We start from the raw sequence: 21,953 nt of genomic DNA on the forward strand, positions 1-21,953 counted from the left end.
CCACGCTGCCGTGCCGCAGTTGTGCCGCTCCGGGATGGGAAGAAAGTGTCCGACAACACCGTTCTCCGTACCGCCTCCGCCGCTCAGACCGGCATCTGGGTGGCGCAGCAACTGGAACCCGACAACCCGTTCTTCAACTGTGGCGTCGTCTTCACCCTCACCGGCTCGGTCGACCGTGCGGCTCTCCGCCGCGCCGTGACCCGGGCCGTCGCCGAGACGGAGACCCTGCGCACGCGGTTCCACGAGGCCCCGGACGGCGTCCGGCTCACCGTCGCGGCGGAGGGCGAGCCCTCTCTCCGGCTGATCGATCTGTCCGACGCAGAGGACCCCGCGGCGGCGGCAGAGGCCTGGATGCGCGACGATCTCGCTGTCGCGCTCGACCTGGCGGCCGGAGTTCCCTACACCCATGTGCTGTTCACCCTGGCACCCCGGCAGAGCCTGCTGTATTTCCGGTACCACCACATCGTCATGGACGGGTTCGGCCAGTTCCTCTACTGCCGCCGACTCGCCGAGCTGTACACCGGCTTCGAGGCCGGCCAGGAGCCTGGACCGTCCGTCGCCGCACCGCTGTCCCAGCTGCTCGACGAGGACCTTGCCTACCACGCGTCGGCCGAGCACGCCCGCGACGCGGCCTTCTGGCGGGCTGAGTACGCCGACCTGCCCGAAGGCACGCCGCTGGCCGGGCGGACAGCTCCCTCGGGCCCCAGCGTGCGCCACACCGTGACCCTCGACCAGCAGCGCGTCGACACGCTTCTCGGTACCGGGCGGGGGAGCGTGGGCGGTTGGTCCGCGGCGATCCTCGCTGCCACCGGGGCATATGTGCACCGATTCCTCGGCAGTCCTGAAGTGGTCATCAAACTCCCCATGGCCGCGCGCCGTTCGCCGGCGGGGCTGCGCACGCCTGCGATGCTCGCCAACGAACTGCCGGTCCGGCTCTCCGTCGGTCCGACGACCACCTTCACCGAGCTAGTGGGTCAGGCCGCTGAGAAGATCCGGCAGACGGTCCGCCACCAGCGCTACCGCGGTGACCTCCTGCGCGCCGATCTCGGACTGTCCGGTGATGCGGCGGCTCTGACCGGCCCACAGGTCAACGTCATGGCCTTCGAGCAGGAGTTCAGTTTCGGCTCGTGCCCAGCGGAGTACCGGCAGCTGTCGACCGGACTGGTCGCCGATCTCGTCATCAACGTCTACCGCATGCCGGGCGGCGCGGGCAGCCGCGCGGCCGGCATGCGTCTGGAGTTCAGCGGCAACAGCGCTCTCTACGATCACGACGACGTCGCCCGCCACCAGGAACGTTTCCTCGCCTTTCTGGAGCGAGCCGCCGCTGAACCCGACCGACCCTTGGCCGAGCTCGATCTGCTCACCGCGACCGAGCGGAGGTGCATGCTGAGGGAGTGGAACCACACAGGGACGGGCCTGCCCACCGTCACCTTGCCCGCCCTCTTCGAGTCCCAGGCCGCGCGCACGCCCGACGCCCCCGCGCTGCTCCACGACTCTGTTGAGCTCACCTACGTCGAGCTCAACACCCGGGCCAACCGCCTGGCTCATCTGCTGATCGCCCGCGGCGCGGGCCCCGAGCACTACGTCGGCCTTGTCCTGCCCCGTACCGCCGACCTTGTCGTCGCCTTGCTCGCCGTTCTCAAGGCCGGCGCCGCCTATCTGCCGGTCGACCCGGACTATCCGGCGGAGCGGATCGCCCACATGCTGGGCGACACCGCGCCGGGGCTGGTCCTCACCACGCCCGACCTAGCGGGCAGGCTCCCGCTCGGTTCGGCCGAGGTCCTGCTGCTCGACGACCTGGACACGGCCGGGCAGCCGGCGGACGATCCCACGGACCAGGATCGCGTTCGGCCACTGCGTCCCGCGCACCCCGCCTACGTCATCTACACCTCGGGGTCCACCGGTGTCCCCAAGGGGGTTCTCGGCCTGCACGGGGGCGCGGTGAACCGCCTCCTGTGGTTCGGCCGGGCATTCCCCTTCGACTCCGAGCGGCCGGTACTGGCCAAGAGCTCCCTCAGCTTCGTGGACGGCACCACCGAGCTGCTCGGCCCGCTGGTTCACGGTGCCCCCGTGGTGCTGTGCGGCGCCGAGGAGGCCCGCAGCGCCGCCGGGCTGACCGAACTCGTCGCTCGGCACGGGGTGTCCCGTACGACGGTGGTGCCCAGCCTGCTTGCCGAGCTCCTGGAGGGCGACGACGAGGGAGCCTTGGCTCCCTGCACGCTGTGGGTGACGAGCGGCGAGGCCCTTCCCCCGGCGTACGCCCGGCAGTTCGCGGCCTCGCTCCCACAGGCGCGCCTGCTCAACCTCTACGGCTCCTCCGAGGCCAGCGGCGACAGCCTGTACGCGGAGGTCACCGACGAGTCCGTTCGCATCGGACGGCCGATCGCCAACACGCACGTGTACGTGCTCGACACCGAGCTGCGCCCGGTCCCCGTGGGCGCTCCCGGTGAGCTGTACGTCGCGGGCGCGGGTCTGGCCCGCGGCTACCTGAACCGTCCTGGGCTGACCGCCGAGCGCTTCGTTGCCTGCCCCTTCGCACCGGGCGCCCGGATGTACCGCACCGGCGACCTCGCCCAGTGGACGGCTGACGGCGAACTCGAGTACCTCGGCCGTTCCGACCACCTGGTGAAGGTGCGCGGGTTCCGGGTGGAACCGGCGGAGATCGAGGCGGTGCTGGCGGCCCATCCGTCGGTGGAGCGCGCCCTGGTGGTGCAGCGGGAGGACCGGCCGGGCGACAAGCGGCTCGTCGCCTACGTCGTGGGCCAGGCCGAGCCCGCCGAACTGCGCGAGCGGGCCGCCCGTACCCTGCCGGACTACCTGGTCCCCTCGGCCGTCGTCGTCCTCGACGCGCTGCCGTTGACCGCCAACGGCAAGCTGGACCGGCGGGCGCTGCCTGCCCCGCGCTACGAGTCCCGGGGCGCGGCACCGCGGACGGCACGCGAACGGCAGCTGGGCGCGCTCATCGCCGAAACCCTCGGACTGGAGTCCGTCGGGGCCGACCTGAGTTTCTTCGACCTCGGCGGTGACAGCATCCTCGCGGTCCGGCTGGTCAGCCGCGCGCGCCGGGCAGGACTGGCGTTCACCGCGCAGGACGTCTTCGTGCACCGTACGGCGCAGGGCCTGGCCTCCGTCGCAGCGGAGGCGGCCGAGTCCGCGGACGACGCTGCGTACGTCCTGGAATCTCCCCTGCCGGAGGACGAGCGGGAGCTCCTCGGCGTGCCCGAGAGCACCCAGGTGCTGCCGCTGACACCACTCCAGGAAGGTCTGCTCTTCCACAGCGTCTTCGACGAGAGCCGACCCGACCTCTACACCGTGCAGGCCGTCCTCGAACTCGGTGGTGGCCTCGACGTTCCCGCGCTCAAGGCCGCGGCCACGGCCCTGCTCGACCGGCACGATGCCCTGCGCGCGGGATTCGTGCACGAGGGGCTCAGCCGCGCCGTGCAGATCGTTCCCCGCGATGCGGCCCTCGACTGGTGTGAGTCGGCTGCCGCCGACGGCCTGGAGCTGGAGGAACTTCTGGCGAGGGAGCGGGTCCGGCGCTTCGCCCTGGACCGGCCACCTCTCGTGCGGTTCTTGCTGGTCCGCACCGGACCCGGCCGCCACTGCCTGGCGGTCACTGCCCACCACGCGGTCCTCGACGGCTGGTCGCTGCCGGTCGTCGTGCGGGACCTGCTGGAGTCCTACGCGGGCCATCGTCCGCGCCCCCGGCCCCAGCCCCTGCACCGCTACCTGGAGTGGCTGGCGCGCCGCGACACCGAGGGCGCCCGGCAGGCCTGGACCGCCGCGTTCGAGGGGTTGGCGGAGCCCGCCCTGCTGGCTCCGGGCGCGGCGGGCCGTACGCCAACGGCACCGCAGCGCGTCCTGCGAACCCTGTCTGCGGGACTCACCGCGCGCCTCGACGAGCGGGCCCGCTCCCTGGGCGTCACGCTCAACTCGCTGACCAGCACGGCCTGGGCGCTCACCTTGTCCCAGCTGATGGGACGCCAGGACCTGGTCTTCGGCACCACGGTGTCGGGACGGCCCGCGGAACTCGACGGGGTCGAGGACAAGGCCGGTCTGTTCATCAACACGCTGCCGCTGAGGGTCCGGCTCGACCCGGCGGAGTCCGTGGGCACCCTGGCCCTACGGCTCCAGCGGGAACAGACCTCACTGATGCCGCACCAGTACACGGGCCTGGCGGCCATCCAGCGCTGGGTCGGCCTCGGAGAGCTCTTCGACACGTCGACGGTCTTCGAGAACTACCCGCTGGACCGCTCCACGATCAGTGCACTCGCCGAGGGCGCAGGTCTCACCCTTGACGACGCCCGGGCCCACGAAGGTGCCCACTACGCGCTGAGCCTGGTGATCCACCCCGGTCCGGAACTGGCGCTGCGTCTCGACCACCAGCCCGACCTCGTGGGCCGGCCGATGGCCACGCGTGCCCTGGACGCCTTCGTGCGCGCGCTGGAAGCGCTGGCCGCGGATGCGGACGTGCCGGTGGGCCGGATGGACGTGCTGGCGGAGGCCGAGCGGGAGCAGGTGCTCGCGGGGTGGAACGCCACAGCACGGGACGTGGTGGAACCCGCGCTTCCGCAGTGGTTCGAGGCACAGGCCGCCCGCACTGCGGATGCAGTGGCCCTGGTCTTCCAGGGCATGGAAATGACGTACGCGCAGCTCGACGCGCGGGCCAACCGCCTTGCCCGACTGCTGGCCGAGCAGGGGGCGGGCCCCGGCCGACGGGTCGCGGTCGTGCTCCCGCGATCAGCGGACCTGGTGTGCGTACTGCTGGCGGTGGCGAAGACCGGGGCGGCGTATCTCCCGGTGGACCCGGAGTTCCCGGCGGAGCGGAGGGCGTACATCCTCGCGGACGCCGCTCCCGCACTCGTGATCGACGAAGCCTGGCTGGCGGCCTCGACGGCGGTCGCCGAACGGTTCGCGGACACGGGCCTCGGCCCGGTGGAGCCGTCCGCGGCGGCCTATGTGATCTACACGTCGGGCTCGACGGGCCGGCCCAAGGGCGTGGTGGTTGGACACGCAGCGCTTGTGAACTTCCTGGGATGGTTCCGGGAGACGCTGGGGATGCGCCCCGGGGACCGGCTGCTCGCCGTGACGACGGTCGGGTTCGACATCGCGACGCTGGAACTGTTCGTGCCGCTGTTGTCGGGCGCCACGGTGGTCCTCGCGGACCGGGACACCGTGCGTGACCCGGAGGCGCTGGGAGCGCTGGTGACGGCGGCCGGGGTATCGGTCATGCAGGCGACGCCGAGTCTGTGGCGTGCTCTGGTGGACGCGGTCCCGGACGCCGAAGCGGTGCTGTCCGGTGTGCGGGTGCTGGTGGGCGGCGAGGCGCTGCCGGCCGATCTCGCGGACCGGCTGAGGGGCGCGGCCCGTTCGGTGCTCAACGTGTACGGGCCCACCGAGACGACCGTGTGGTCGACGGCGGGCGAGGTGTCGCCCGGCAGCGCGGTACGGGGATCGATCGGCCGGCCGATCGCGAATACGCGGGTATACGTGCTCGACGGTGTGTTGCGGCCGGCGCCGGTCGGGACGGCCGGTGAGCTGTACATCGCAGGTGCCGGCCTGGCCTCGGAGTACTGGAACCAGCCGGGTCTGACAGCGGAGCGCTTCGTCGCCGATCCGTTCGACGGGCCGGGCGACCGCATGTACCGGACCGGGGATCTGGTGCGCTGGTCCCGGGACGGGGACCTGGAGTACGTGGGCCGGGTCGACCACCAGGTGAAGGTGCGGGGCTACCGCATCGAGCCCGGGGAGATCGAGGCCGTGCTGCTGCGGCACACGGAGGTCTCGCAGGCCGTCGTGGTGGTACGGGAGGACCGGCCCGGCGAGCGGCGGCTGGTGGCGTACACCGTGGGCGCGGCCGACAGCGCGGAGCTGCGGGACTTCGTGGCACGGGAGTTGCCCGACTACATGGTGCCGTCGGTGTTCGTGATGCTGGCTGAGCTGCCGCTGACACCGAACGGGAAGCTCGCCCGGTCGGCGCTGCCCGCTCCGGGCGCTGAGGATGTCGTGTTGTCGGGACGCGGAGCGCGCAACCCCCGTGAGGAGCGGCTTTGCGGGCTGTTCGCGCAGGTCCTGGGAGTCCCGGGGGCCGGCATCGACGACAGTTTCTTCGACCTCGGAGGTGACAGCATCGTCGCCGTGCGGTTGGTGGGACTCGCCCGCAAGGCCGGGTTCCCCCTCACCGTCAAGGACGTGTTCACCCACCGCACTGTGGCCGGGCTGGCGGAGGCCACGACCGGCGCTGTTCTCGAGGAGATCCGTCCGGACCTCCTTCGGCCGCCGGTGGAGGGCACTGAACTGGCCCGGGTGACCGAGGCTCTGCCCGGTCCCGGCGAGGTGTTGCCGCTGTCTCCGCTGCAGGAGGGCCTGCTCTTCCACAGCGTCTTCGACGAGAACGCCCCCGAGATCTACACCCTCCAGGTGGGGGTCGAGCTCCTCGGGCGGCTCGACGCGGGCAGGCTGAAGGCGGCGGCCCACGCTCTGCTCGCCCGGCACGAGGCGCTGCGCTCCGGATTCCTCGTCGAGGGGCTGAGCCGGGCGGTCCAGTTCACGCAGCACGACGTGCCGGTGGACTGGACCGAGGCCGAGGTTGCCGACGACACGGCGCTGCGGCACATGCTGACGCGTGAGCGTGAGCGGCGGTTCGACCTGGCCGCGCCGCCGCTCGTACGGTTCCTGCTCGCCCGTACCGCGCCGGACCGCCATGTGCTCGCGCTGAGTGTCCACCACGCCGTGCTGGACGGCTGGTCGCTGCCGGTGGTGGTGCGGGAACTGCTGGAGTTGTACCGGGGCGAGGGCACCCTGCCGCCCGTACGGCCCTTCCGCGACCATCTCGCATGGCTGGCCGGCCGCGACCGGACCGCCGCAGAACAGGCCTGGCAGCAGGCCCTCGCCGGACTGGAGGAGCCGACCCGGGTGGCCGCGGCTGCGGCGGGGCGGGTTCCGCAGCGGCCGGAGCGGCTGGAGTCCGCTCTGTCGGTGTCGGCGACCGCCAAGCTGACCGAGCAGGCCCGCACACTCGGCGTCACCCTCAACACCGTCGTCCAGGCAGCCTGGGGCCTCACCCTCGCCCGCTCCCTCGGACGCGACGACATCGTCTTCGGCATCACCGTCTCCGGACGCCCAGCCGAAACCGACGGCATCGAAAACATGGTCGGCCTCTTCATCAACACCGTCCCCCTGCGCCTGACCGTCAACCCCGCCGAAACACTCACCGACCTCCTCAACCGCCTCCAGAACGAACAGACCCGACTCCTCGACCACAACCACCTCGGCCTCGCCGACATCCAGCACACCACCGGGCACGGCGAACTCTTCGACACCTCACTCGTCTTCGAGAACTACCCCCTCGACCCCACCGCTCTCCAGGACGGCGCCGCCGCGGCATCCCTGCGCATCGGCGAGGTGTACCCGCACGACGCGGTGCACTATGCCCTCGGGCTGGTCCTGGTGCCCGGCGACGAACTCCGCTACCGGCTGGACTTCCAACCGGACCTGGTCGGCCGTACGGCCGCCGAGGCATACCTGGCCCGATTCGCCCGGGTGCTGGAGACCGTCGCCTCCGACGGCCGGCTGCCTGTCGGACGGCTGGAGGTACTGGACGAGGCCGAGAAGCAGCGGGTCCTGCGGACCTGGAACGACACCGCGCACCCCGTACCGCTGAGCACCCTGGCCGAGGTGTTCGAGGCACAGGTCGCCCGCACCCCCGATGCCACGGCCGTGGTGTACGAGGCCGAAGAGCTCACCTACGCCGAGCTCAACGCGCGGGCCAACCGGCTCGCCCGGCTGCTCGTCGAGCACGGTGCCGGCCCGGAGCGCCGCGTCGCGATCGCCCTGCCACGCTCGCTCGACCTGGTCGTGGCCATCTACGCGGTGATCAAGGCGGGTGGCGCGTATCTGCCGGTCGACCCGGAGTATCCCGCGGACCGCATTGCCTACGTGTTGGACGACGCCGGTCCTCAGCTCCTGGTGACCCGGAGCGAGACGGCCGAACGGCTGCCGGACAACGGCACCGCTCGTCTCCTGCTGGACGAGGCGGACACGGCCGGTTACGCCTCCGTCGACCTCACGGACGTGGAGCGGACGGCTCCGGCGTCGCTCTCGCACCCCGCGTACGTCATCTACACCTCCGGCTCCACCGGGCGACCCAAGGGCGTGGTCGTGGACCACGCGGCCATCGGCAACCGGCTGCGCTGGATGCAGGGCGCCTACGGACTGAGCAGTACGGACCGTGTGCTCCAGAAGACGGTGTTCAGCTTCGACGTCTCGGTGTGGGAGTTCTTCTGGCCGCTGGCCGAGGGCGCAGCCCTGGTCGTCGCACGGCCAGACGGCCACAAGGACGCGGCCTATCTCGCCGAGCTGATCCGGACCCAGCGGGTCACGACCGTGCACTTCGTGCCGTCGATGCTCCAGGCCTTCCTGCAGGAGCCCGGCACGGCGAACTGCACCTCTCTGCGCCGGGTGATCTGCAGCGGTGAGGCGCTGCCGGGCGAGCTTGCCCAGCAGTTCCACGAGCGGTTCGACGCGGAGTTGCACAACCTCTACGGCCCGACCGAGGCCGCGATCGACGTGACTGCGTGGATGTGCCGCCCGCAGAACACCGGTGCATCGGTGCCGATCGGACGGCCGATCTGGAATATCACGACCCGCGTCCTGGACAGCGGTCTGCGCCCCGTGCCCGTCGGCACGCCCGGCGAGCTCTATCTGTCCGGCGCCGGTCTGGCCCGCGGCTATCTGAACCGGGCCGGGCTGACCTCCGAGCGGTTCGTCGCCGACCCGTACGGTCCGGTGGGCTCCCGGATGTACCGGACCGGGGATGTGGCCCGGTGGCGGGCGGACGGCGTTCTGGAGTACATCGGGCGCACCGACCACCAGGTGAAGATTCGCGGTTTCCGTATCGAACTGGGCGAGATCGGTTCGGCGTTGGCGGCACACCCTGGTGTCGCGTGGGCCGAGGCCGTGGTCCGGGAGGACCGGCCGGGAGACCGAAGGCTCGTCGCTTACGTCCTGCCGTCGGGCAGTGGCCTCCCGCCTGAACAGCTGCGCGGCCATCTGGCGGCGACACTCCCCGACTACATGGTGCCGTCGGCCTTCGTGGCCCTCGACGCGCTGCCGCTGACCCCGAACGGGAAGCTGGACCGCAAGGCGCTGCCGGCGCCGGACCAACCCGCCGCAGGGAAGAGCGGCCGGGAACCGCGCACCGACGCCGAGCGGATCCTGGGCCGGCTCTTCGGCGCGGTGCTGGGGGTCACCGGTGTAGGCGTCGACGACGGGTTCTTCGACCTCGGCGGCGACAGCATCATGTCGATCCAGCTGGTCGGCAGGGCCCGGCGCGAGGGCCTGGTCCTGACGGCGCGTGACGTCTTCGAGCAGCGCACGGTCGCAGCTCTCGCCGCGGTCGCCGGGCGGACGGCGGAGATCGGTGCGGACGAGCGGGACGTCGCCGTCGGCCCCGTCCCGCTCACTCCCATCGCTCACTGGCTGGCCGAACGCGGCGGCCCCGTGGACGGGTTCGCCCAGTCCGTGGCGGTGCACACGCCCGCCGGGACCAGCCATGCCGGTCTGCTGGTGGCCGTACGGACCGTGCTTGACCGCCATGACACGCTGCGTATGCGGCTGGCCGGCGACACCGCCTGGGAGCTGGAGATCGGCGAGCCCGGATCGGTGCCGGAAGAGGCCTGCCTGCGGCGGGTGGACGCCGTGGGTATCACGGGCGCGGCGCTGGACGAGCTGACGGCCCGGCACGCCGCGGCCGCCAGGGCGCGGCTCGCCCCGCGCAGGGGCACCATGCTGCAACTGGTGTGGCTCGACCGGGGACCGGCGGAGTCCGGGCGGCTGGTGCTGGTCGCGCACCATCTCGTCGTGGACGGCGTGTCGTGGCGGATCCTGCTGCCCGATCTGACGGCGGCCTATACGGCGGCGGTGGCTGGTGGAACACCGGACGCCGCTCCGGCCACCCGTTCCTTCCGGTCGTGGGCGCGCGGCCTGCAGAGTTCCGGCGTCGAGGGCGCGTACCGCCGGCAGCTTCCCTACTGGCGTGGGGTGCTCACGGGGGAGGGCACCGAGGAGTCCGCCTCCGTCCGGCTCGACCCGGAGCTCGACACATACGGCAGCGCGGCATCGCTGACGCTGCGGCTGCCCGCCGAGGTGACCGCGGACGTCCTGACATCCGTCGGTTCCCGCTACAGGGCAGGGGTCAATGACGTGCTGCTCGCCGCGTTCGCGCTGGCGGCCACCTCGTCGTGGCGGCCCGCGCACAGCACATCTGTGCTGGTGGACGTCGAGGGGCATGGGCGCGACGACCTGCCGGCCGCCCGCAATGGTGCCGTCGGCACGGGTGCCTCCGCCACCGATGTGGCCGCCACCGTGGGCTGGTTCACCAGCCTGTTTCCGGTACGGCTGGACACCAGTGCCCTCGACGGGCCGGGACGGGCCGGGGTGCGGGCGGGCGGACGGGAAGCGGGCCTGCTGCTCAAGCACGTCAAGGAGCAGCTGCGGGCGGTGCCGGACAACGGGACGGGCTACGGAGTGCTGCGGTATCTCGACCCGGCCGCCTCGGATGAGCTGTCCGCACTGCCACAGCCCGTTCTGGGCTTCAACTACCTCGGCCGCGTGACCCGGGACGAAGACGCCGACTGGGCCGTCGTCCCGGACAGCCAGGGCATCGGCGGCTCAGCCGACGCCGGCACCCCTCTCGCCCACGCGGTGGAGCTGAACGCCCTCGCCGTCGAGGGCGCGGAGGGCCCCGAGCTCGTCGCCACCTGGACCTGGGCGAGGCGGCTCGTCAGCGAGGACGACGTACGCGCGCTGGCGGACGAATGGTTCACCGTTCTGCGCGGCCTGGCCAGGCACGCCCGCCGCGCCGACGCGGGCGGTCTGACGCCGTCGGACATAGCGCTCGCGGGGCTGGGCCAGCGGGAGATCGAGATTCTGGAGCGCCGACTGCCGACCCTGGAGGACGTACTGCCGCTGTCGCCTCTGCAGGAGGGTCTCCTCTTCCACCACGCCTTCGACCAGACGGCCGACAAGGACGACTCCGGCGACGTCTACACCACGCAGCTCGCCCTGGACATCGAGGGACCGGTGAACCCCGGTGCCCTCGCAGCGGCCGCGGACGCCCTGCTGGACCGGCATGCCAACCTGCGGACAGCGTTCGTCCACGAGGGGCTGGGCCGACCGGTCCAGGCCGTCCTGCGCGACGTACCGCTCGCGTGGGACGAGGTGGATCTGCGGAGCCTGCCCGAGACCGACCGCGAACGGGAGGCCCGTCAGGTCCTGGAGGCCGAGCGCGCCCGCCGGTTCGACCCGGCGCGGCCTCCGCTCGTTCGGTTCACGCTGGTGCGCACGGACACCTCGCGGTACTGCTTCGCGATCACGTCCCACCATGTGCTGTGGGACGGCTGGTCGCTGCCGGTGGTGGTGCGGGAACTGCTGGAGTTGTACCGGGGCGAGGGCACCCTGCCGCCCGTACGGCCCTTCCGCGACCATCTCGCATGGCTGGCCGGCCGAGACCGGAACGCCGCAGAACAGGCCTGGCAGCAGGCCCTCGCCGGACTGGAGGAGCCGACGCGGATGGCGGTTTCGCCCGTCGAACGCACGCCGCTCTTGCCGGACACCGTCGACTTCGGTCTGTCGGTGTCGGCGACCGCCAAGCTGACCGAGCAGGCCCGCACACTCGGCGTCACCCTCAACACCGTCGTCCAGGCAGCCTGGGGCCTCACCCTCGCCCGCTCCCTCGGACGCGACGACATCGTCTTCGGCATCACCGTCTCCGGACGCCCAGCCGAAACCGACGGCATCGAAAACATGGTCGGCCTCTTCATCAACACCGTCCCCCTGCGCCTGACCGTCAACCCCGCCGAAACACTCACCGACCTCGTCAAGCGCCTCCAGAACGAACAGACCCGACTCCTCGACCACAACCACCTCGGCCTCGCCGACATCCAGCACACCACCGGGCACGGCGAACTCTTCGACACCTCACTCGTCTTCGAGAACTACCCCCTCGACCCCACCGGCTTCGACGCACTCACCGAAGGCACCGGCATCCGCCTGACGGGGGCCCGGACCCACGACGCGGTGCACTACACCTACGGCCTCGTCGCGGTGCCGGGCGCGGAACTGCGGTTCCGGCTGGACTTCCAACCGGACCTGGTCGGCCGTACGGCCGCGACAGCTGTCGCGGACCGGCTGCTGCGGGCCTTGGAGGCGCTGGCCGAGTGGCCAGGCCTGCCCGCCGGGCGCGTCGGATTGCTGGACGCCACCGAGCGGCGGCTGCTCGACACCTGGGGCACACGGACGGGCCAGGTCGCATCGGGCGGGCTGCCCGAGCTCTTCCAGGCGCAGGTGGCCCGCACCCCGGACGCCACGGCGGTGGCGTCCGAGGAAGGGGATCTGACGTACGCCGAGCTCAACGCGCGGGCCAATCGGCTCGCCCGGCTGCTCGTCGAGCGCGGTGCGGGCCCGGAACGCCGTGTCGCGGTGCTGCTGCCGCGCTCGATCGACCTCGTGGTCACACTGCTGGCCGTCATGAAGTCCGGCGCGGCGTATGTGCCCGTGGACCCGGACTACCCGGCCGAGCGCATCACCCACATCCTGCGGGACGCCGATCCGGCGCTGGTCGTCGACGCGGACTGGCTCGCCCATGCCGAAGCCGACGTAGCGCGTCGGAATGCCGGCGATCTGCCGCCGTTCGCCGCGGCGCACCCGGCCTATGTGATCTACACCTCCGGTTCGACCGGCGTGCCCAAGGGCGTCTCCGTCAGTCACACGGGCATCGCGAGCCTGGTGGCCGGGCAGTCCGAGGTGTTCGCGGTGGTGCCGGACAGCAGGGTGCTGTGGTTCGCGTCACCGAGCTTCGACGCGGCCGTCTCCGAGCTGGGCATGGCCCTGCTGACAGGCGCCGCACTCGTCGTTGCCCCCGCCGAGCACCTCGCCCCGGGCCCCGCCCTCGAGGATCTGGTGGCGCGGCAGCGGGTCACGCATGTGACGCTGCCCCCAACGGCGCTGGCCGTCCTCGCAGACGGGGCGCTGGAGAGTGTGACGACGCTGGTAGTGGCGGGCGAGGCTGCCGCATCCGACCTGGTGGCGCGGTGGTCCGTCGGCCGGAGGATGATCAATGCGTACGGGCCCACGGAGACAACGGTGTGCGCGAGCATGAGCGAGCCGCTGTCGGGGAAGCGGGTGCCGCCGATCGGGGTCCCGATCGTCAACAGCAGGCTGTACGTACTGGACGGCTCCCTGCTCCCCGTACCTGTGGGCACCCCCGGCGAGCTGTACGTCGCGGGTCGCGGTCTGGCCCGCGGCTATCTGAACCGTCCGGGGCTGACCGCCGAGCGCTTCGTCGCCTGCCCGTTCACCTCGGCGGGCGAGCGCATGTACCGCACTGGCGACGTCGTCCGCTGGACCGCCGACGGGGAACTCGAGTACCTGGGCCGGTCCGACGACCAGGTCAAGATCCGCGGCTTCCGGGTCGAGCCGGGTGAGGTGGCCGCGGCCCTGGGGGCTCATCCCTCGGTTGCCCGCGGCGCCGTCGTGGTGCGCGAGGACCGGCCGGGCGACAAGCGGCTCGTCGGCTACGTCGTGCCCGTGCCCGGCACCACGGCCGACCCGGCGGAGTTGCGTCGGCACGTCGCCGCACGGCTGGCGGAGTACATGGTGCCCTCTGCGTTCGTGTCGGTGGAGACGCTGCCGCTGACTCCGAACGGCAAGCTGGACCGCGAGGCCCTGCCCGCGCCGGAGTACGGGATCCAGGAGCGGTACCGCGCTCCGCGGTCACCGCGCGAGGAGATCCTGTGCGGCCTGTTCGCCGAGGTCCTCGGCGTGGACCGGGTCGGCATCGACGACAACTTCTTCGACCTCGGCGGCCACTCACTCCTCGCCACCCGGCTCGCCAACCGCATCCGCGCCACGCTCGGCACCGAACTCTCCATCCGCGAGCTGTTCGCGACGCCCACGCCGGCCGCACTCGCGGCGGGGGACGGCACGGCGACGGACCGTGCCCGCGTCACGTCGGGCGAGCGACCCCCGCGGCTGCCGCTGTCCTTCGCACAGGAACGCCTGTGGTTCCTCAACCAGTTCGCCCAGGCGCCCGCAACTTACAACATCCCCGCGGTGTTGCGGCTCACCGGGGAACTGGACCGGGACGCTCTGGAGCGCGCGCTCGGCGACGTGGTCGCGCGGCACGAGTCGCTGCGGACGCTCTTCGTCGAGGACGCCGAGGGACCGCACCAGCGGGTGCTCGCCCCCGATGCCGCCCGGCCGCACCTGGAGACGGTGCGTACGGACGAGGGACAGCTCGACGGGCTGCTGCGCGAAGCGGTCGGCCTCGGCTTCGATCTGGCAGCCGAACCGCCCCTGCGCGCCCGGCTCTTCTCCCTCGCACCCGGTGACCATGTGCTGCTGCTCGTGGTCCACCACATCGCGGGCGACGGCTGGTCCGTCGGACCGATGGCGCGCGATCTGACGGCGGCCTACGCGGCACGCAGCACCGGTCAGGAGTGGGCAGGCCCCGGTCTTCCGGTGCAGTACGCGGACTACTCCCTGTGGCAGCGGGAGGTGCTGGGCGCCGAGGACGACCCGGACAGTGTCGTCTCGCGGCAGCTCGCCTTCTGGCGGGGGGCCCTGGAAGGGCTGCCGGAGGAGCTCGACCTGCCGCTGGACCGCCGGCGGCCCGCGGTCGCGACCCATGCCGGTGGCTCGGTGGAGTTCGAGGTGCCGTCCGCGCTGCACGAGCGGCTGACGGCGGTGGCGAGGGAGTTCGAGGCCAGTCCGTTCATGGTGGTGCAGGCCGCGCTGGCGACCCTGCTGTCCCGGCTCGGGGCGGGGACCGACATCCCGATCGGCACCCCGATCGCCGGGCGCACCGATGACGCCGTCGAGGATCTCATCGGGTTCTTCGCCAACACCCTGGTGCTGCGCACCGACCTGTCCGGCAACCCCACCTTCCGCGAACTCGTCGCCCGTGTACGCGAGTTCGACCTGGCCGCCTATGCCCACCAGGACGTGCCCTTCGAACGACTGGTGGAGATCCTCAACCCCGCCCGCTCGACCTCCCGCCACCCCTTGTTCCAGACCGTCCTCAGCTGGAACGACACCGTGGAGCAGGCGCTCGGCTCGCTGCGCTCGTTGCCGGGGCTCTCCGTCCACGCCCAGTCGCTCGACGCCGGAATCGCGAAGTTCGACCTCGTCGTGGCATTCGAGGAACGGCGTGCCGCGGACGGCACGTCGGCCGGCCTGCAGGGCACGCTGACGTACAGCACGGACCTGTACACGTCCCGTACCGCGCGCTCGCTCGCCGAGCGCCTGTTGCGGGTGCTCGACGCGGTGCTCACCGACCCGGACCGGCTCGTCACCCGCGTGGAGGTGACCGACGCGGCCGAGCGGGAAAGGCTGCTGGCCGCCGCCGGGCAGGGTGCGGCGGCCGCGCCCACGGAGACGCTCGCCGAACTGTTCGAGCGTCAGGCGGCGCATGCACCGGATGCGGTGGCCGTCTCGTTCGGTGCGCAGGCCTTGTCGTACGGAGAGCTGAACAGGCGGGCGAACCGGCTGGCCCGGCTGCTCGTGGAGCGCGGTGCGGGCCCGGAGCGGTTCGTTGCGATCGCGTTGCCCCGCTCGGCGGAGCTGGTGGTCGCCCTGTTGGCCGTGGTGAAGTCGGGGGCGGCCTACGTACCCGTCGATCCCGGATATCCGGCGGACCGCATCGCGTACGTTCTGGCCGATGCGGCTCCCCGGCTGGTGGTGACTCGTACGGAGATCGCCGACCGGCTGCCGCACGACCCGGACCGGCGCACGTTCATCCTGGACGCGGAGGAGACCGCGCAGGCGCTGGCCGCGTGCGAGGACCACGATCTCGCTCCGGCCGAGCGTGGCGCCAGGCGGCCGGCCCATCCGGCCTATGTGATCTACACCTCGGGATCCACGGGACGCCCCAAGGGTGTCGTGGTGCCGCACGGAAACGTGGTGCGGCTGTTCACGGCGACGCAGGAGATGTACGGCTTCGGCGCGGACGACGTGTGGACGCTGTTCCACTCCAGCGCGTTCGACTTCTCCGTGTGGGAGCTGTGGGGAGCGCTGCTGTACGGCGGGCGACTGGTCGTGGTGCCGTTCGAGGTCAGTCGAACGCCGGTGGAGTTCCTCCGGCTGCTCGTGCGGGAGCGCGTGACCGTCCTCAACCAGACGCCTTCCGCCTTCTACCAGCTCATCCAGTCCGACCAGGATCACCCGGAGCTCGGCGACCAGCTGAGTCTGCGCTGGGTCGTCTTCGGCGGCGAGGCCCTGGATCTCAGCCGACTGGACGCGTGGGGACGGCGGCACGGTGACACCGGGCCCGTACTGGTCAACATGTACGGCATCACCGAGACCACCGTCCATGTCAGCGCCCGCGTCCTCGACCGCTCCCTGTGGGCCGGCCACTCCCCGAGCCTCATCGGTGCCGGCATCGCCGACCTGCGGGTCTATGTGCTCGACGGTGCGCTCCGGCCGGCTCCGGCCGGGGTCACGGGCGAACTGTACGTCGCGGGTGCGGGTCTGGCGCGCGGCTATCTGAACCGTCCGGGGCTGACCGCGGAACGGTTCGTCGCCTGCCCGTTCACCTCGGCGGGCGAGCGCATGTACCGCACTGGCGACCTCGCCCGGTGGACGATCGACGGGGAGCTGGAATATCTGGGCCGGTCCGACGACCAGGTCAAGATCCGCGGCTTCCGGATCGAGCTCGGGGAGGTCGAGGCCGCGCTGCTGGAGCACCCGGAGGTTGCCCAGGCGGCGGTGATCGTCCGCGAGGACCAGCCGGGCGACAAGCGTCTCGTCGCGTACGCCGTACCCGGCGAGAACCCGCCGGACATCGCCTCGGTGCACGCGCTGCTGTCGTCGGAACTGCCGGAGTACATGGTGCCGTCCGCGGTGATGTTCCTCCCGGCGCTGCCGTTGACCACCAACGGCAAGCTGGACCGCACGGCCCTGCCCGCGCCGGAGTACGGGATCCAGGAGCGGTACCGCGCTCCGCGGTCACCGCGCGAGGAGATCCTGTGCGGCCTGTTCGCCGAGGTCCTCGGCGTGGACCGGGTCGGCATCGACGACAACTTCTTCGACCTCGGCGGCCACTCACTCCTCGCCACCCGGCTCGCCAACCGCATCCGCGCCACGCTCGGCACCGAACTCTCCATCCGCGAGCTGTTCGATGCGCCGACGGTCGTCTCCCTCGGGCGGGCGCTGGCGGCGGGTTCGCAGGCCGACGGCGCACGGCGTCCCGTCATACGCCAAGAGCGCGGGCACGAGCGGATTCCGCTGTCGTTCGCCCAGCGGAGGCTGTGGTTCCTGCACCGCTTCGACGGCCCCAGCGCCACCTACAACATTCCCCTGGCCCTCCGGCTGACCGGCGAGTTCGACCGGGAGGCGATGGAGTCGGCGCTGGCCGACCTGGTCGCGCGGCACGAGTCGCTGCGCACGGTCTTCGCCGAGGACGACGACGGCCCGTACCAGATGGTGCTGGACCAGGCCCGGCCGCGGCTGCACACGGCGACGACCGAGGCCGAGCTGCGGGAGGAGGCCCTGTACTCCTTCGATCTGAGCGCCGAGACTCCGCTGCGCGCGGTGCTGTGGGACCAGGCACCGGACCTGCACGTGCTGCTTCTCGTGGTTCATCACATCGCGGGCGACGGCCGCTCGACCGGCCCGCTCGCGCGGGACCTGACCACCGCCTACGCGGCACGCCTGGCGGGCAGAACCCCGCAGTGGGCCGAACTCCCGGTCCAGTACGCCGACTACACGCTGTGGCAGCGGGAGGTGCTGGGTGCGGAGGACGACCCGGACAGTGTCGTCTCGCGGCAGCTCGCCTTCTGGCGGGGGGCCCTGGAAGGGCTGCCGGAGGAGCTCGACCTGCCGCTGGACCGCCGGCGGCCCGCGGTCGCGACCCATGCCGGTGGCTCGGTGGAGTTCGAGGTGCCGTCCGCGCTGCACGAGCGGCTGACGGCGGTGGCGAGGGAGTTCGAGGCCAGTCCGTTCATGGTGGTGCAGGCCGCGCTGGCGACCCTGCTGTCCCGGCTCGGGGCGGGGACCGACATCCCGATCGGCACCCCGATCGCCGGGCGCACCGATGACGCCGTCGAGGATCTCATCGGGTTCTTCGCCAACACCCTGGTGCTGCGCACCGACCTGTCCGGCAATCCCACCTTCCGCGAACTCGTCGCCCGTGTACGCGAGTTCGACCTGGCCGCCTATGCCCACCAGGACGTGCCCTTCGAACGGCTGGTGGACGCGCTGGATGTGACGCGCTCGACCTCCCGGCATCCGCTGTTCCAGACCGTCCTCACCCTGGACGACACTGCGGATCAGGAGGCCCTCGCCCACACCCTCCGGTTGCCCGGACTGACCGTGGCCGGGCACGAACTCCGTACGAACATCGCCAAGTTCGATCTATCCGTCACTTTCGTTCGGACCCATCCTGACGGCTGGGGTCTCACCGGCCGGATCGACTTCGCGACCGACCTGTACGACGTCATCACCACCGAGCGGCTGGCCGCCCGCCTGGTACGCATACTGGAGGCGGCCCTCGCCGATCCCGACCTACCGGTCACCCGTATCGACGTACTGAGCGGCACCGAACGCGGCGCGCTTCTGGAGGACCGCAACGACACGGCACGCGCCACGCCCGGCGGAACGCTGCTCGGACTCTTCGAGAGCCACGCGACAGCCACCCCGGACAAGGCCGCGGTCGTCGCCGACGGCGAGGCTCTCAGCTACGCCGAACTGACGGCGCGGGCCCACCGGCTCGCGCACCGGCTGCGCCGTTCCGGCGTGGGCGCCGAGTCGCGGGTCGCGCTCCTCATGGAACGCTCGGTCGACCTCGTCGTCGCCGTGCTCGCCGTACTCAAGGCGGGCGGCGCCTACGTGCCGCTGAGCGCCACCTACCCCGACGACCGACTTCGCTGGATCGTCGAGGAGACCGGGGCGCCCCTGCTGATCGCCGACCGCGCCCTGCGCGACCGGGCCCTGGCCGCAGCCGGGGACCGCGAGGTCGTCGTGGTCGACGACCCGGAGACGGCCCGCGCACTGGCCAGTGAGAAGAGCACGGCCCCCGGGTGCACCCCGCTGCCGGACACGCTGGCCTGCGTGACGTTCACCTCGGGTTCCACCGGCGACCCCAAGGGCGTCGCCACCACGCACGGCAACATCGCCGACCTCGTGTACGACCGGTGGTGGGACTCGGGCTGCGCCGAGCGCGTACTGCTGCACTCGCCGCACGCCTGGGACGCGCTCACCCTGGAACTGTGGGTGGCGCTCCTCGGCGGGGGAGCTGTCGTCGTCGCCCCCGCGGGCGACCTCGGGTTGGAGTCCCTGGCCTCGCTCATCACCGGATACGGCATCACCGGGCTGTGGCTCACGGCCGGCCTGTTCGCCGTCATGGCCGAGGAACGGCCCGACGCCTTCGAGTGCGTACGGCAGGTCTGGACCGGCGGCGACGTGGTCTCCCCGGCCGCGGTACGCCGGGTGCTGGCCCGCTGCCCGCGCATCGAGATCGTCAATGGCTACGGGCCCAGTGAAACCACAGTGTTCGCGACCCGCAACCCGGTCGGCGCGCGGAACGCCGACGGGATCTCCAGCGTGGTTCCCATCGGGCGGCCGCTCGACAACATGCGGTTGTACGTTCTCGACCCGGGCCTCCACCCGGTGCCGGACGGGGTCGCGGGAGAGTTGTACGTGGCGGGCGCCGGTCTGGCCCGGGGCTATTGGGCCCGTCCCGGCCTGTCGGCCGAGCGGTTCGTCGCCGACCCCTACGGCACGCCCGGAACACGTATGTATCGCACAGGCGACCTGGTGCGGTGGAACGGCGACGCCCGGCTGGAGTTCGTGGGCCGTGCCGACGACCAGGTCAAGGTGCGCGGCTTCCGGATCGAGCTCGCGGAGGTGGAGGCCGCGCTCGCGGCCCAGCCCGGCGTCCTCGCCCACGCGGTGCTCGTACGGGAGGACCAGCCCGGCGACAAGCGGCTCACGGGGTATGTCGTCCCGGCGGCCGGCCCGCTGGACCTCGACCGGCTCCGGACCGCCCTGACCGAGCGGCTGCCGGACTACATGGTGCCCACGGCGCTCGTCGAGATCCCCGAACTCCCTCTGACCACCAACGGAAAGCTGGACCGCAGGGCACTCCCGGCTCCCGTGCACCGCACCGCGGAGGCCGGGCGACTGGCCTCCGGCCCGGTTGAGGAGAAGCTGTGTGCGCTCTTCGCCGACGTACTCAGGACGGACGTGGTCGGCGTCGACGAGAGCTTCTTCGACCTCGGCGGGGACAGCATCCTGTCCATCCAGCTGGTCAGCCGGGCCCGCAAGGCGGGGCTCACCCTGAGCCCGCGCGATGTCTTCGACCACCGGACAGTGGCCGCCCTGGCTTCCGTGCTGTCCGGGCGGACACCCGAGGAGGCGCCCGAGCGGAGGGTGGTGGACGCCACCGGACCGGTCCCGGCGACGCCGATCATGGGGTGGCTGGCCGAACGGGGCGGCTCCGTCGACCTGTTCAACCAGTCCGTCGTGCTCCAGGTGCCTGCGGGCATGGCGCATGCCGACCTGCTGGCCGCGCTGCAGGCCGTCCTCGACCGGCACGACGCCCTGCGGATGCGTGGCACAGCCGCCGGCTTCGGCAACCTCGCCCTGGAGATTCCGGCGCCCGGCACGGTCGATGCCCGGGCCTGCCTCAGCCGGGTCGATGCCCAGGGCGCCGACCCCGGCACGGTGCGACATCTGACCGCCGAGCACGCGACGGCCGCGCTGGGCCGTCTGGCGGTGGCCGACGGCATCATGTTCCAAGCCGTCTGGCTGGACCGCGGGCCCGCGGCGCCGGGGCGGCTTGTGCTCCTCGCCGACCACCTCGTCGTCGACGGCGTCTCGTGGCGCATCATCGTGGCCGATCTGGCCGAGGCCTGGGAGACGACCGCGGCCGGCGGGACACCGGACCCCTTCCCCGCCGGGACCTCCTTCCGGGAGTGGGCCACGGGTCTGCAGACCGCCGCGCTCGAGCCGGCGCGGGTCGAGGAGCTCACCCACTGGGCGGCCACCCTGCGGGGCGGCTCCGAACCCCGCATCGGCAGCGCGCCGCTCGACCCGGCCCTGGACACCCACCGGTCGTCAGGCACCCTGACCGTCCGATTGCCCGTCGAGGTAACCGAGACGGTGCTCACCCGGGTTGGCGCGGCCTTCGGTACGGGTGTCGCCGACGGACTCCTCGCCGCCTTTGCCATCGCGGTGGCGGCGTGGCGGGACAGCGGCGACACCTCGGTCCTGGTGGACATCGAGGGCCACGGACGGGAGGAACAGCTCGTACCGGGCGCGGACCTGTCCCGTGCGGTCGGCTGGTTCACCAGCCTGTACCCGGTCCGCCTTGACGCGGGCACCGGCGAACGTTCCGCACGGGCGGACGCCCTGGCGGGCGGAGCCACCGCGGGGCGCGTGCTGAAGACCGTCAAGGAACAACTGCGTTCCGTACCCGACAACGGGATCGGCTTCGGACTGCTGCGCCATCTCAATCCGAAGACGAAGGCCGTGCTCTCCGCACTGGCCCGGCCGCAGCTCGGCTTCAACTACCTGGGCCGGGTCACGGCCCAGGAGGCGGCCGACTGGTCGGCCGTGCCCGACGCCGGCGCGCCCGTCCCGGGCGACGATCCGGACGCCCCGCTGACCCATGTGCTGGAGCTCAACGCGCTCACCCAGGACGGAGCCGGCGGCCCCGAGCTCGTCGCCACCTGGACCTGGGCCGCCCGGCTGCTGCCGGAGGCCGCGGTGCGTGAGCTGGCCGACTACTGGTTCGCCGCGCTGCGCGGCCTGGCCGAGCACGCGCAGCGGCCCGACGCGGGCGGTCTCACACCGTCCGACGTGGCCCTGCTCTCCATCAGCCAGAACGAGATCGACGAACTCGAAGACGACTTCTTCGCAGATCTCGCGGATTTGGAAGACGAGTGAGGAAAGAC

The 21,953-nt window shown here is 71.9% G+C and carries 1 protein-coding gene; it reads left to right on the forward strand.

All coding sequences use genetic code 11. The features are described 5' to 3' along the window. Nucleotides 1-45: 45 nt before the first annotated feature. Nucleotides 46-21,945 carry a non-ribosomal peptide synthase/polyketide synthase gene (locus tag AC061S_RS17435; protein WP_478686856.1) on the forward strand — a complete coding sequence of 7,300 codons (21,900 nt, stop codon included), beginning with the start codon at nucleotides 46-48 and terminating at the stop codon, nucleotides 21,943-21,945. Nucleotides 21,946-21,953 lie beyond the last annotated feature (8 nt).

This window comes from Streptomyces sp. CA189 (assembly GCF_056428985.1).